The 13473-nt window shown below is 38.6% G+C and carries 10 protein-coding genes and 1 tRNA gene; 5 read left to right on the forward strand and 6 right to left on the reverse strand.

The window, feature by feature from the left end; all coding sequences use genetic code 11:
• Positions 1 to 699, reverse strand: coding sequence for a 16S rRNA pseudouridine(516) synthase RsuA (gene rsuA / locus AC6H0A_RS00955; RefSeq protein ID WP_005642146.1), 699 nt, complete (start codon positions 697 to 699; stop codon positions 1 to 3).
• Positions 700 to 789: 90 nt separating this feature from the next.
• Complete coding sequence (locus AC6H0A_RS00960) at positions 790 to 1410, reverse strand: DUF1919 domain-containing protein (RefSeq protein WP_005642144.1); 621 nt, start codon at positions 1408 to 1410, stop codon at positions 790 to 792.
• A 196-nt stretch (positions 1411 to 1606) separates the two neighbouring features.
• On the opposite strand from AC6H0A_RS00960, the gene AC6H0A_RS00965 reads away from it, so the two are divergent.
• Positions 1607 to 3877 (forward strand): NADP-dependent malic enzyme, encoded by a 2271-nt coding sequence (locus AC6H0A_RS00965; protein WP_005642141.1) that lies wholly within the window; start codon positions 1607 to 1609, stop codon positions 3875 to 3877.
• A gap of 271 nt (positions 3878 to 4148) precedes the next feature.
• Complete coding sequence (locus tag AC6H0A_RS00970) at positions 4149 to 6074, forward strand: LTA synthase family protein (protein WP_044233015.1); 1926 nt, start codon at positions 4149 to 4151, stop codon at positions 6072 to 6074.
• A gap of 111 nt (positions 6075 to 6185) precedes the next feature.
• Here AC6H0A_RS00970 and tnpA read toward each other — a convergent pair whose 3' ends face one another.
• Both tnpA and uvrB read right to left on the reverse strand, forming a co-directional pair.
• Positions 6186 to 6650, reverse strand: a complete 465-nt coding sequence (gene tnpA / locus AC6H0A_RS00975) for an IS200/IS605 family transposase (RefSeq protein WP_005639541.1) — start codon at positions 6648 to 6650, stop codon at positions 6186 to 6188.
• 172 nt (positions 6651 to 6822) lie between these two features.
• Complete coding sequence (gene uvrB, locus AC6H0A_RS00980) at positions 6823 to 8862, reverse strand: excinuclease ABC subunit UvrB (protein ID WP_005640355.1); 2040 nt, start codon at positions 8860 to 8862, stop codon at positions 6823 to 6825.
• Between the two features lie 440 nt (positions 8863 to 9302).
• On the opposite strand from uvrB, the gene AC6H0A_RS00985 reads away from it, so the two are divergent.
• Positions 9303 to 9378, forward strand: a tRNA-Asn gene (locus AC6H0A_RS00985).
• A gap of 103 nt (positions 9379 to 9481) precedes the next feature.
• On the opposite strand, the gene zevB is transcribed toward AC6H0A_RS00985, so the two are convergent.
• Entirely contained in the window at positions 9482 to 10450 is a 969-nt protein-coding gene (gene zevB, locus AC6H0A_RS00990; RefSeq protein ID WP_179230748.1) for a zinc transporter permease subunit ZevB, read from the reverse strand.
• 2 nt (positions 10451 to 10452) lie between these two features.
• On the reverse strand, positions 10453 to 11073 hold the full coding sequence (zevA, locus tag AC6H0A_RS00995) for a zinc transporter binding subunit ZevA (protein WP_005640358.1): 621 nt from the start codon (positions 11071 to 11073) through the stop codon (positions 10453 to 10455).
• 326 nt (positions 11074 to 11399) lie between these two features.
• Here zevA and ettA point away from each other — a divergent pair, with 326 nt between their 5' ends.
• Positions 11400 to 13070 carry an energy-dependent translational throttle protein EttA gene (gene ettA / locus AC6H0A_RS01000; RefSeq protein ID WP_005640361.1) on the forward strand — a complete coding sequence of 557 codons (1671 nt, stop codon included), beginning with the start codon at positions 11400 to 11402 and terminating at the stop codon, positions 13068 to 13070.
• 61 nt (positions 13071 to 13131) lie between these two features.
• Positions 13132 to 13473, forward strand: a complete 342-nt coding sequence (locus tag AC6H0A_RS01005) for a SirB2 family protein (RefSeq protein ID WP_044232295.1) — start codon at positions 13132 to 13134, stop codon at positions 13471 to 13473.

The raw sequence follows: 13473 nt of genomic DNA on the forward strand, positions 1-13473 counted from the left end.
TTATTTCACCAAACTTTCGATTTCACTTTGAGTCAATGGGCGGTATTCGCCTTCTTCTAATGATTCATCTAGTACAACATCCCCAATTTTCCAGCGATGTAATCCAACAACTTTATTCCCAAGTGCGGCAAACATACGTTTTACTTGATGATAGCGACCTTCGGAAATCGTCAGATTCACATTGTAATCATCTAAAATTTCTAATTTCGCTGGTTTAGTGGGTTCTTTTTCTCCGCGTAATAAAATGCCTTCCGCACAAGCCGCCGCATAATTTTCTTCTACGGGATCAGCCAATGTCACCAAATAGGTTTTTTCACAATGATGTTTTGGGGACGTGATGCGATGTGACCATTGTCCATCATCGGTAAGCAAGACGAGACCTGTCGTATCCACATCTAAGCGACCCGCGCTATGTAATTTCCCCGCTAAAGGGTAATCAAAAAATTGATAAATTGTTGGATAGTCGCCATCATCATTAGAACAAACACAGCCTTGTGGCTTATGCAACATAAAATATTGACCTTCTTCCACCCAAGTTAATAATTCATCTTCAAAATAAATTTCGTCTTCTTGTGAAATTTGTACGGAGCCACTTTTGACAATTTCACCATTAATTTTTACCGCACTTTGGCGGATTGCTTTTGTTGCTTGAGAACGGGTTAATCCCGTATTTTCAGCAATAAATTTATCTAATCTCATTATGTTTTCTCTTGTTAAAATTCGCTAGGCATTGTACAGGTTTTTGCTTTTAGAACGAAACAAAAAAGGCTGCAATGCAACCTTTATCTATTAAGCTTGGTTAAACCACTTCACGTAATCGAATTGATCGTAATATTTTTTCCCATTCCAGCCAGAAAACTCAAAAATATCGCCCACCTGATTTTGCTTCTCGAAGCCTTTTATATAATAAGCCGATTTAAAAGCAGGGTAGGGGGTGTGAGTAAAAATTACTTTATTTTTGAAAGGGAGTTGATCAAAAAGTTGAATGTCTTTTTCGGTTACACCATCTCGATCTGTCATCATAATAAAAAGATTGTCTAAATTCATTCGTGACGTACGAAGTTGCCATTTTTCATTGGCTTCTTGCTCACTGTGATAGTGCATAAAATGAATTTCAAGATCGGCAAGTTTTCCCAGTGGATAACTTTTTTCTGTTTGTACAAATGTAAGAGGTTGAGTGAGGTAGAAATCCATATTTTGTAAATAACGCAAAAAATCCTGTGGCGAGAGATAGAGGTTCACAAATGGAGAATTAAACGGCTGGTGCAAATCATGTAAGATAAAAGCCCCCACGCAATTGGCAGAAATGACAGTCATGCCTTGGTTAGTCAATTTACGTTGTAATGAACGATTGATAAAAAATCTTTGACATTTATTCACCGTACTTTTAAGTTTTTGAAATGGATTCATTTTATTATCCTCTATGATTCTCTTGTGAAAATCCTACCTTTTTTGCTGAAAAATGAAAAGTCTAGCTAATGCCTCACATCAAAAAATTTTGTAATGATTTTGTGAAAATTTGCAGTCTGTCACAATTTTTTGAATAAAAAACCGCTATAATCGACGTAATATTTCAATCCTGTTTCAATAAAATGGAGCATTTATTATGAGTGAACAATTACGTCAAGCAGCCTTGGATTTCCACGAATTTCCAATTCCTGGAAAAATTGAAGTTACCCCAACAAAATCATTAGCAACACAACGCGATCTGGCTTTAGCTTATTCACCAGGTGTGGCAGAGCCTTGTTTAGAAATTGAAAAAGATCCTACAGCCTCTTACAAATATACGGCGCGTGGAAATTTGGTCGCTGTTATTTCTAATGGTACAGCGGTACTTGGTCTTGGCAATATTGGTGCGCTTGCGGGCAAACCTGTAATGGAAGGGAAGGGCGTATTGTTCAAAAAATTCGCTGGTATCAACGTATTTGATATTGAAGTGAATGAACATGATCCCGATAAACTTGTAGATATTATTGCTTCGTTAGAGCCGACTTTCGGTGGGGTCAATTTAGAAGATATTAAAGCACCGGAATGTTTCTATATTGAACAAAAATTGCGTGAGAGAATGAATATTCCTGTATTCCATGATGACCAACATGGTACAGCGATCATCAGTGCTGCCGCGATCATCAATTCTCTTCGTATTGTAGGTAAAAAAATTGAAGATGTTCGACTTGTTGCGTCTGGTGCGGGGGCTGCATCTATTGCGTGCTTGAACTTATTGCTTTCTTTAGGTATGAAACGTGAAAATATCACGGTTTGCGACTCGAAAGGCGTAGTATATAAAGGCCGTGATGACAAAATGGATCAAACCAAAAAAGATTATGCAATTGAAGATAATGGCTGGCGTAAACTTGGTGATGCGATTCCAAATGCAGATATTTTCTTAGGTTGTTCCGCAGCTGGTGCGCTTACACAAGATATGGTGAAAACCATGGCTGCACATCCAATTATTCTTGCTTTGGCTAACCCAAATCCTGAAATTACCCCACCAGAAGCGAAAGCGGTTCGTCCTGATGCGATTGTATGTACAGGCCGTTCTGATTACCCAAACCAAGTAAATAACGTGCTTTGTTTCCCATTCATTTTCCGTGGCGCATTAGATGTGGGCGCAACCACTATTAATGAAGAAATGAAACGTGCGGCAGTTTATGCCATTGCTGACCTTGCGTTAGAAGAGCAAAACGAAGTTGTAACTTCTGCTTACGGTGGTGAAGGCGCGACTTTTGGTGCAGATTATGTGATTCCTCGCCCATTTGATCCTCGCTTAATTGTGCGTATCGCACCAGCGGTAGCAAAAGCAGCAATGGAATCTGGTGTGGCAACTCGTCCAATTCAAAATTGGGATACTTATGTTGAAAAACTAACTCAGTTTGTTTACAAAACGAGCTTGTTTATGCGCCCTATTTTCAACCAAGCAAAAGCGGCAAAACAACGCATTATTTTAGCGGAAGGGGAAGAAAATAAAGCATTGCATGCCACTCAAGAAGTGATTTCAATGGGCTTGGCAAATCCAATCTTAATCGGTCGCCGCAGTGTGATTGAAGAAAAAATTAAAAAACTTGGTTTACGTTTAACCGCCGGTGTCGATTTTGAAATTGTGGATAACGAAGATAATCCTCGCTATGAAGAATGTTGGAAACATTACTACGAGCTTACCAAACGTAAAGGCATTACACCTGCAATCGCAAAACGCGTGGTGCGTTCTAATACAACTGTATTAGCTTCTACGTTGCTTAGCTTAGGTTATGCAGACGCTTTAGTATGTGGCTTATTTGGTTCATACGGAAAACACCTTGCCTCTATTCGCGATATTATTGGCTTAAAAGATGGCGTGAAAACTGCCGCTGCTTTAAATAGCCTTGTATTACCGACTGGTAACGTATTCTTAACTGATACCCATGTAAACAGTAATCCAACAACAGAAGAATTAGCTGAAATCACTTTAATGGCAGCAGAAGAAATCCATCGTTTTGGTATTGAACCTGCGGTTGCATTGCTTTCTCATTCTAATTTTGGTTCATCTGATTCACTCGGTGCACCAAAAATGCGTGAAGTATTACAGATCGTAAAAGAGCGTAATCCGCACTTAATGATCGATGGTGAAATGCGTGGCGATTTAGCGATGAATGAAGCTCATAGAAAAGAAGTCATGCCTGATAGTCCATTGAAAGGAAGCGCAAATTTATTAGTGTTCCCTGATTTGAGCGCATCACGTATTAGTTATAGCTTATTGCGCGGTACCACTACGGCAATTACTGTTGGCCCAATCTTAATGGGTATGAACAAGTCTGCGCATATTCTTAATCCAGGTGCATCTGTTCGCCGTATTATTAATATGATTGCCTATGCTGCGGTGAAAGCACAACAAGAGTAATCGAAAAAGTGCGGTAAATTCCCGCTGTTTATTTAATGAAGCCTCGATTTTTCTCGAGGCTTTATTTTTACTTTCTAGTGAATGTGATTAGATAAAATTGCGTTATACAGAATTCGGCATATTGTCTACATTTGAGATTAAGTAAAACTATGCGAAAATTGACCGCACTTTAAGACTTTTGTCATGTCGAAAAGGAACCGACCGATAGACAGTTGCCTATATTTCTTCAATTTAATACGGCTTGGATGCCGTTTTGTTAGTGGTTTTTACAATGAAAAAAGCGCATTCTCTTTTATTCCCCATCTTCACATTTGTGTTGATTAATCTCATCATCCTTTCCTTATCCCGTTTGGGACTTGCAGTATGGCAATCAGAGCGTGTATCTGCCGTAGATGGCTGGTTGCAATTATTTTTGCAAGGCGTACGAATGGATGTTGTGGCACTCTGTTATTTATTTGGTGTACCAGCATTGCTCACAACGTTATTTCATAGCAGCAAAGTTTGGGGAAAAATTTTACGCGTTTGGTTAACGCTTGGCAGCGTGTTTATTATCTTTATGGAAATTGCCACACCTGCCTTTATTGAAACCTACGATTACCGTCCAAATCGTTTATTTATCGAATATCTGATTTATCCGAAAGAAGTTTTTTCAATGCTTGCTGAAGGGCATTTAAGTGCGGTGATTTTTAGCCTTGTTTTCACAGTTTTAGCTGTCGTGATTTATTGGAAAATTTCTGGTTGGGCAGTCAAAAATTTACGTTCAATCAGTTGGAAACTTCGTCCTGTGATTGCTTTACATGTTATTGCAGTGAGCTTCCTAGGGGCGCGTTCAAGCTTTCAACACCGCGGTATCAATCCCGCCATGGTGGCTTTTTCTTCTGATGCGTTAGTGAATTCTTTGGTGCTTAATTCGGGCTATTCCGTCATTTATGCGGCACAGCAATTTAAAGATGAAGAAAAATCTTCAGAGATGTACGGAAAAATGGATGCAGATGAAATGTTTCGTATTGTTAAAGCAAGTCGAGGCCGTCCAGACAGCGATTACATTTCAGATAAATACCCAACTTTAACGAAAAATGTTGCGACTTATCAGGGTAAACCTAAAAATATCGTGATTTTGCTACAAGAAAGTCTCGGAGCTCAATTTATTGGTACACTCGGTGGCAAACCACTTTCTCCAAATGTGGATCAGCTCGCAAAAGAAGGGTGGTTATTTGAAAATCTTTATGCAACAGGCACGCGTTCAGTACGCGGTATTGAAGCAACAACCGCAGGTTTTACGCCAACGCCAGCTCGTGCAGTCGTGAAACTTAATAATGCTCAAAGTGGTTTCTTTACTATTGCGGATTTATTACATAAACAAGGCTATAACACTTCATTTATTTATGGAGGTGAAAAGCACTTCGACAATATGGCGAGCTTTTTCTATGGCAATGGCTTTAAAGATATTTGGGATCAACAAGATTACCAAAATCCAACATTTACTGGCACTTGGGGCGTGAGTGATGAGGATTTATTTAATAAAGCCAATGAAACTTTCACGAAATTACAAAATGAAGGTAAACCGTTTTTTAGTTTAGTGTTTAGCTCCAGCAATCACGATCCATTTGAATATCCAGATGGCAAAATTGAGCTTTATGAGCAACCAAAAGCCACTCGTAATAACGCGGCAAAATATGCGGATTATGCGTTAGGTCATTTCTTTAAAATGGCAAAACAGTCTAATTATTGGAAAGATACGATTTTCTTAATTGTTGCGGATCACGATTCTCGTGTAGGCGGAGCAAGTCTTGTGCCAATTAAGCATTTTCATATTCCAGCCTTGATTCTTGGTGATGGCATTGCGCCACGCCGTGACAGCCGTCTTGTGAGCCAAATTGATATGCCAACCACATTACTTTCTTTAGCTGGCGTAAGTGGCAATTATCCAATGATTGGTTTTGATTTAACGCAAGATGTAAACCCAGATCGTGCCTTTATGCAATATGATCAAACTCAAGCAATGATGAAAGGCAATAATGATGTGGTGATTCAAATGCCAAATAAAGCAGCGAAAGGTTATCATTATGATAAAGCTTCAGAAACTTTAACGCCAAAAGACGTACCCGATGCAATGAAAAAAGAGGCATTAGCTCACGCTTTATTAGGCAGTTATTTATATAAGAATCGCTTGTATTCTTCAGGTGAAAACAAATAACAATCCGCACGTAAAACGTGCGGTTTTTAGGCTCCCCTATAAGGGCCTATACTTCACAAGCCCCTCAAGGGGCTTGTGAGAACTGACAACTGCGTCTAATTATTTCCTTGATTACCCCTTAAAGGGGTCAACATGTTCTTTCGTTGATAAATTATCTTGAACCATATCTTCTTTTTCTTGGTTTCTTATATAATCCTCTACCACTTTTGTATTTAACCCTACTGTGCTTACAAAAAATCCTTTCGCCCAGAAATGCCTATTTCCATATCTATATTTTAAGTTCGCGTGTCTTTCAAAAATCATCAGCGCTGACTTCCCCTTCAGATAGCCCATAAAACCTGATACTGATATTTTAGCTGGGATTTTTAAGAGCATATGGATATGGTCTGGCATTGCATGCGCTTCTATTATCTCCACATTTTTATAGTCACATAACTGCCTCAATATTTGACCTATATCTGCTCTTAACTTTCCATAAATTGCTTTTCTTCTATACTTCGGGATAAATACAATGTGATACTTACAGTTCCATTTTGTGTGTGATAGACTTGAATCGTCACTGGTTTTACTTACCATGATAATCCTCCTATATGTTGAATTTTGGTTGTCAGCCTTGTTCATTATATAGCGAGGATTTTTTCTGTTCATCGCTTAAGCTATTTGGCTCCATACGCATAGCGTATGGTTTTTATAGCCAGACTTTTGGCTGGCTATAATAAACGGAACGCCAGCTTAAGCTGGCGTTTTTTTAGTTTTCAAAAACAAACTGTTCACGTAATTGATGTAATTGATCACGAATTGCCGCGGCTTTTTCAAATTCCAAATCTTGCGCAAATTTATACATTTGTTGTTCCAGTTTTTTGATTTGTTGCTGATATTCTTTGACATTTTTCGGTGCATTATAAAGTGCGGTTGATTCTGCTGCCATTTTTCCACGTTGTTTATTGGCTTTCGCTTTTTGGTTTGCACCTTGCCCAATATCTAACAATTCACCGACTTTCTTATTTAATGCTTGTGGCACAATGTCATGTTCTTCATTGTATTTGGTTTGTTTTTCACGACGACGATTAGTTTCGGTGATGGCTTTTTCCATCGATTTTGTGATGCTATCCGCATATAAAATCGCTTTACCATTTAAGTTTCGCGCAGCTCGGCCGATGGTTTGGATTAAAGAGCGTTCGGAACGTAAGAATCCTTCTTTGTCGGCATCTAAAATCGCCACAAGAGACACTTCTGGAATATCTAAACCTTCACGTAATAAGTTAATTCCCACCAATACATCAAATTCGCCTAAACGCAAATCACGGATAATTTCGACGCGTTCCACGGTATCAATATCAGAATGTAGATAACGCACACGAATCCCGTGTTCATCTAAATAATCCGTTAAATCTTCTGCCATTTTTTTTGTGAGTGTCGTCACTAAAACACGCTCATTTTTATCCGCTCTTTGGCGAGCTTCAGAAAGTAAATCATCCACTTGAATTGAGACTGGACGAATTTCAATAAGCGGATCAAGCAAACCAGTGGGGCGAACCACTTGATCGATGATTTCACTGCCTGATTTCTCTAATTCATAAGGTCCTGGTGTTGCGGAAACATAAATAGTTTGTGGGGCTAAGCGTTCAAATTCCTCAAAGCGTAACGGACGATTATCTAATGCTGATGGTAAACGAAAACCATATTCGACTAAAGTTTCTTTACGTGAACGGTCGCCACGATACATCCCGCCAATTTGAGGCACAGTAACGTGAGATTCATCAATAATTAAAATCGCATCAGAGGGCATATAATCGAATAATGTTGGTGGTGGCTCACCCTCATTTCTGCCTGATAAATAGCGAGAGTAGTTTTCAATGCCCGAGCAATAGCCCAATTCATCCATCATTTCAATATCAAATTGGGTACGCTGGCTGATACGTTGTTCTTCTAAAAGTTTATGTTCTTTAATGAAGTATTCACGGCGTGATACGAGTTCTTTTTTGATGTTTTCTATAGCATCTAAAATACGTTCTCTGGGCGTCACATAGTGAGTTTTAGGATAGATCGTAAAACGTGGTACAGCACCAAAACTACTACCAGTGAGCGGATCAAATAAACTTAAACGCTCAATTTCATCATCAAATAATTCAATACGCACCGCACGATCATCGGATTCCGCAGGAAAAATATCAATAATTTCTCCACGAACACGGAAAGTTCCACGCTGAAATGCTTGATCATTGCGCGTATATTGTAATTCCGCTAACTTCGCTAAAATTTGGCGCTGATCGATAATGGCACCTTGTTGTAAATGCAACATCATTTGTAAATAGCTATCAGGATCGCCCAAACCATAAATTGCAGAAACAGAAGCTACTACAATAGTATCTCGACGCTCTAAAAAAGATTTTGTCGCAGAAAGACGCATTTGTTCGATTTGATCATTAATAGACGCATCTTTTTCAATAAATGTATCACTGCTCGGCACATAGGCTTCTGGCTGGTAATAATCATAGTAAGACACAAAATATTCCACTGCATTTTCTGGAAAAAAGGCTTTCATTTCTGCATAAAGCTGGGCAGCAAGGGTTTTATTTGGCGCAAGTAACATTGCGGGGCGATTTAATTGAGCAATTACATTGGCGATAGTAAAGGTTTTCCCCGAGCCTGTTACCCCGAGTAAAGTTTGGTGAGCTAATCCATCCGTTAAATTTTCAGCCAATTTTTCGATAGCTTGTGGCTGATCGCCAGAGGGACGAAAGTCGGAATGCAGAATAAATGGTTTTGTGTTGATTTTCTCAGACATAAAGTGCGGTCGGTTTTTTCATAGTTTTGAATAATGTCTATTTTAGCATATTTAATGTGTAAAATTGATCAGGCAAAAATCTAAGTTTTACACAGACTTAGTGATGTCAAGAGGAAGATGTCACAAATTCATAAAAAAACTTTAATTTTTTTACTAGACAAAACTTAACTTTTTGATTTTAAATTAAAATTTAATTTTAGGCTAATCTGTAATCAAGATCGAACAAGCCTTGTAAGAACAAGGGATCCGCAAAATTTTAAAAAGTTAATCCACAAAGTTATCCACAGGCTCTGTGGATAGAAAAATAAATATTAGGTGGTATATATATAAAAGATGAGAAAATTTTTGTTTTTTTTATGAAATTTTTTTAAATTTTGCATTGACAAGCTAACTATCGACCATTAGAATTCGCGCCCTATCCCTTGTGATACAAAGTTTATTCCTCCTTAGTTCAGTCGGTAGAACGGTGGACTGTTAATCCATATGTCGCTGGTTCAAGTCCAGCAGGAGGAGCCAATTTTTCTTTTGGTTTAGAGTTTGTTTGTCTCCTTTTACAGATTCTAAATTAGTAACCAAAAGATTTTGAGCCCATCATGTTGATGGGCTTTATTTTTTTACCTCAAAATAGGATTTTGCTTCCGCCAGTTGAGATGGTTGTACCGTATAACAAGCTCAAGGCAAAAAATAGCATTATTCCACCTGCTATTAATTTCACGATGCTTTCGCTTTTCCCTTTTGTATGTTTTGAACTATACCAACTCCCTAAGTGAATCGCAGTATTTCGTGCATAACGTACAATTCCCGCGAAGGCTGACAGCATAAGTCCTGTGCCGAAAGACATAGCTAATACAGCTAAAATTCCCCAGCCATAAAGATCAAGCATATAAGCTAAAAATAATACGAAAATAGCACCGCTACATGGGCGCATACCAATTGTTAGAATCACGAGAAATTGTGATTTTAGATTGGTAGCTTGTGCAGTTTGCATCGGGCTTGGCAAATGTTGGTGTCCACAGCTACAGGTATTTAGTTGAAAAGTGCGGTTATTTTTCACCGCACTTTTTTCGTGTAGTGAAAGTGGATTTAGGGATTTTATGGCTAATTTAGCTTTTTTACGATAGGCACGTAAACCTTGCCAAATCCAATAAAAGCCGAGAAATACTAATAATAGCAAGGCAGCTCGTTCTAACCAAAGCTGACTTAATTTGAAATAACGTGATGATAGATTAAGTACTACAACGAGCAATGTGGTTGCTGTAATCGCGACAATACCTTGCATTAAGGAAGAAAGTAAGCTCAAGATAGTACTTTGTTTTAATTGACTTTCATGAGTGGAAAGGTAGCTGGCGATAATAAATTTGCCGTGCCCTGGCCCGAGGGCATGAAGTACGCCGTAAACAAAGCTAGCGAAAATAAGTGTGATGCCTGCCTTGATACTATTATTTTGAATTTGATGTAAATTTTCCGAAATAAGTTGATTAAAATCTTTTTGCCATGCAGCAATATGTAAGAAAAACCAAGGGGAAAAATAGCCAAGTAAGGCGAGTGCAATCACTAATAACACGAGCCCTGTTTTATATTTTTTCATTTCTACTCACATTGAATTATTATTTTTTGCGCGAACATTACGCCTAATGAATCATCTTCGTTCTTTTGGGATTTATCAAGTGAAGATGCGTAGGCTTGGATTTTTTCATCCACATTAGGTTCAATTAATTTTCCTTGGCAATTTTTCGGAAGTGCGGAAAAATCTACCGCACTTCTTGAGGCGTAAGTCATCGCCACATAATAAGTGGGATCGTAAGTTTGTAAGCTAAATGTGTTTTTTTCTAACTGTTGTGAATGGGCGAGTGGCACATCAAAATAATATTGCAGTTGTAATCCTTGGATTTTTACGCCGTAATTTTTGGGGTGTGAAGAATATTTAATTTTGTTATTTTGAGCGTCATATAGATAGCTAAAATAATGTTCACTCACAATATTTCCCATGACATCATCGATGAGTTTTTGCTGATCATTTTTTGTTTTAGCCTGTTTCATATCATAAATAATTGCGGACGAACTTGGTTCATCCAATGTCCATTTCATTGATAAACCGGTGAGTTGACTATTTTCTATGATAGGCGTGGTTTGCATATCTATAAATGCATGGGGGTGAGCTAAAACACCACAACTAATGAATAGACCGAGTAATAATGAATACGTTTTCACAAAAAATCCTAATTATTTTGAACGTTAGCATTAGAAGTTGTTTATTCTACACGCAAAAACGAATTTTTCTGTTAAAAATGTTGATGTAAATCAAAAAAACTCTCAATAGCATTTCCTTTAGCTTTCAATATTCAGTAACATAGCGCCGTCAAGTAATTGCTTGATATTCATAAAGTTCCTAAATAAAATAATCATAAATATAGCTAAACTACTTTCCTGCCACCCGTTTCGGGTGGTTTTTTTTTGTCTATTATTTGCCTATTGTTAGGCAAATAAAGAAACTTCAAGTAAAATGACCCCACTTTTTTATTAGATAAAGGATAAATATGTCAACTCAATTTGTATATACGATGCACCGTGTCGGCAAAGTAGTGCCACCGAAGCGTCATATTTTGAAAGATATTTCTTTAAGCTTTTTCCCTGGAGCTAAAATCGGGGTTCTAGGCTTAAATGGTGCGGGTAAATCAACCCTCTTACGCATTATGGCAGGCGTGGATAAAGAATTTGAAGGGGAAGCGCGTCCGCAGCCAGGTATCAAAATCGGTTATCTTCCACAAGAACCAAAACTTGATCCGCAACAAACCGTGCGTGAAGCAGTGGAAGAAGCGGTTTTTGAAGTGAAAAATGCACTGACTCGTTTAGATGAAGTGTATGCACTTTATGCGGATTCTGATGCTGATTTCGATAAACTGGCGGCAGAACAAGCGAACCTTGAAGCCATCATTCAGGCGCACGATGGGCATAATTTAGATAACCAATTAGAGCGTGCCGCTGATGCGTTACGTTTAACTGATTGGGATGCCAAAATTGAACATTTATCTGGTGGTGAGCGTCGCCGTGTGGCACTTTGCCGCTTATTACTTGAAAAACCAGACATGCTCTTATTAGACGAACCAACTAACCACTTAGATGCGGAATCTGTGGCGTGGTTAGAGCGTTTCTTACATGATTACGAGGGCACTGTTGTCGCAATTACCCACGACCGTTATTTCTTAGATAACGTAGCGGGCTGGATCTTAGAACTTGACCGTGGTGAGGGTATACCTTGGGAAGGTAACTATTCTTCTTGGTTAGAGCAAAAAGAGAAACGTTTAGAGCAAGAACAAGCAGCTGAAAACGCGCGTCAAAAATCCATTGCGAAAGAGTTAGAATGGGTGCGTCAAAATCCTAAAGGTCGCCAAGCGAAAAGCAAAGCACGTATGGCGCGCTTTGATGAGTTGAACTCTGGCGAATATCAAAAACGAAACGAGACGAACGAACTCTTTATTCCACCTGGTCCGCGTTTAGGTGATAAAGTGATTGAAGTGCAAAACTTAACCAAATCTTATGGCGACCGCACTTTAATTGATGATTTATCCTTCAGTATTCCAAAAGGTGCAATCGTTGGGATTATCGGGGCAAATGGTGCGGGTAAATCAACCTTATTCCGTATGTTGTCAGGTCAAGAACAACCAGATTCAGGCTCTGTGATAATGGGTGAAACTGTTGTGCTTGCTTCGGTGGATCAATTCCGTGATTCTATGGATGACAAGAAAACCGTCTGGGAAGAAGTCTCTAACGGACAAGATATTTTGACCATTGGTAACTTTGAAATTCCAAGCCGTGCGTATGTGGGCCGTTTCAACTTCAAAGGCGTGGATCAACAAAAACGTGTTGGCGAATTATCAGGTGGTGAACGTGGTCGTTTACACTTAGCGAAACTTTTACAACGTGGTGGTAACGTGCTGTTATTGGACGAACCAACCAATGACTTAGACGTTGAAACCTTGCGTGCGTTAGAAAATGCGATTTTAGAGTTCCCGGGCTGTGCAATGGTGATTTCCCATGACCGTTGGTTCTTAGACCGTATCGCAACGCATATTTTAGATTACGGCGATGAAGGCAAAGTGACCTTCTACGAAGGTAACTTCTCTGACTACGAAGAGTGGAAAAAGAAAACCTTAGGCGATGCAGCGACTCAGCCACATCGTATTAAATATAAACGAATTGCGAAGTAATTTATATTGAGAAAGTGCGGTTGATGTTAACCGAACTTTTCTTACTTTTTTGGGAGTGATTATGCTAGTTTATTTACATATTTTTTTCGCCTTTTTAAGTTTTGCCTTGTCGGTGATTCGTGGCGCAATGCAACTTACTGGCAAAAACTGGCGTTCGATAAAATTATTAAAAATTTTACCGCACTTATCAGATACCTTGTTGATTGTTTCTGGTGTTGTCATTTTATATCTCTTTGCTTTTGATATTGAATGGTGGTTAGTGGCTAAATTCGCATTACTGATTTTGTATATCGTGTTTGCTGCGAAATTTTTCAGTAAAAAAGTTTCTCAACCCAAAAGCATTTTCTTTTGGCTTGCTTGTGTAAGTTTTATTGGCTCGATGTTAATTGCCTATTTAAAATAA

This window comes from Haemophilus sp. THUN1692 (genome assembly GCF_059704395.1).

What these genes read in the sequence shown, in the direction of transcription:
- rsuA (WP_005642146.1), bottom strand. Translation starts at nt 699, where the DNA reads ATGAGATTAGATAAATTTATTGCTGAAAATACGGGATTAACCCGTTCT.
- AC6H0A_RS00960 (WP_005642144.1), bottom strand. Translation starts at nt 1,410, where the DNA reads ATGAATCCATTTCAAAAACTTAAAAGTACGGTGAATAAATGTCAAAGA.
- AC6H0A_RS00965 (WP_005642141.1), top strand. Translation starts at nt 1,607, where the DNA reads ATGAGTGAACAATTACGTCAAGCAGCCTTGGATTTCCACGAATTTCCA.
- AC6H0A_RS00970 (WP_044233015.1), top strand. Translation starts at nt 4,149, where the DNA reads ATGAAAAAAGCGCATTCTCTTTTATTCCCCATCTTCACATTTGTGTTG.
- tnpA (WP_005639541.1), bottom strand. Translation starts at nt 6,650, where the DNA reads ATGGTAAGTAAAACCAGTGACGATTCAAGTCTATCACACACAAAATGG.
- uvrB (WP_005640355.1), bottom strand. Translation starts at nt 8,862, where the DNA reads ATGTCTGAGAAAATCAACACAAAACCATTTATTCTGCATTCCGACTTT.
- zevB (WP_179230748.1), bottom strand. Translation starts at nt 10,450, where the DNA reads ATGAAAAAATATAAAACAGGGCTCGTGTTATTAGTGATTGCACTCGCC.
- ettA (WP_005640361.1), top strand. Translation starts at nt 11,400, where the DNA reads ATGTCAACTCAATTTGTATATACGATGCACCGTGTCGGCAAAGTAGTG.
- AC6H0A_RS01005 (WP_044232295.1), top strand. Translation starts at nt 13,132, where the DNA reads ATGCTAGTTTATTTACATATTTTTTTCGCCTTTTTAAGTTTTGCCTTG.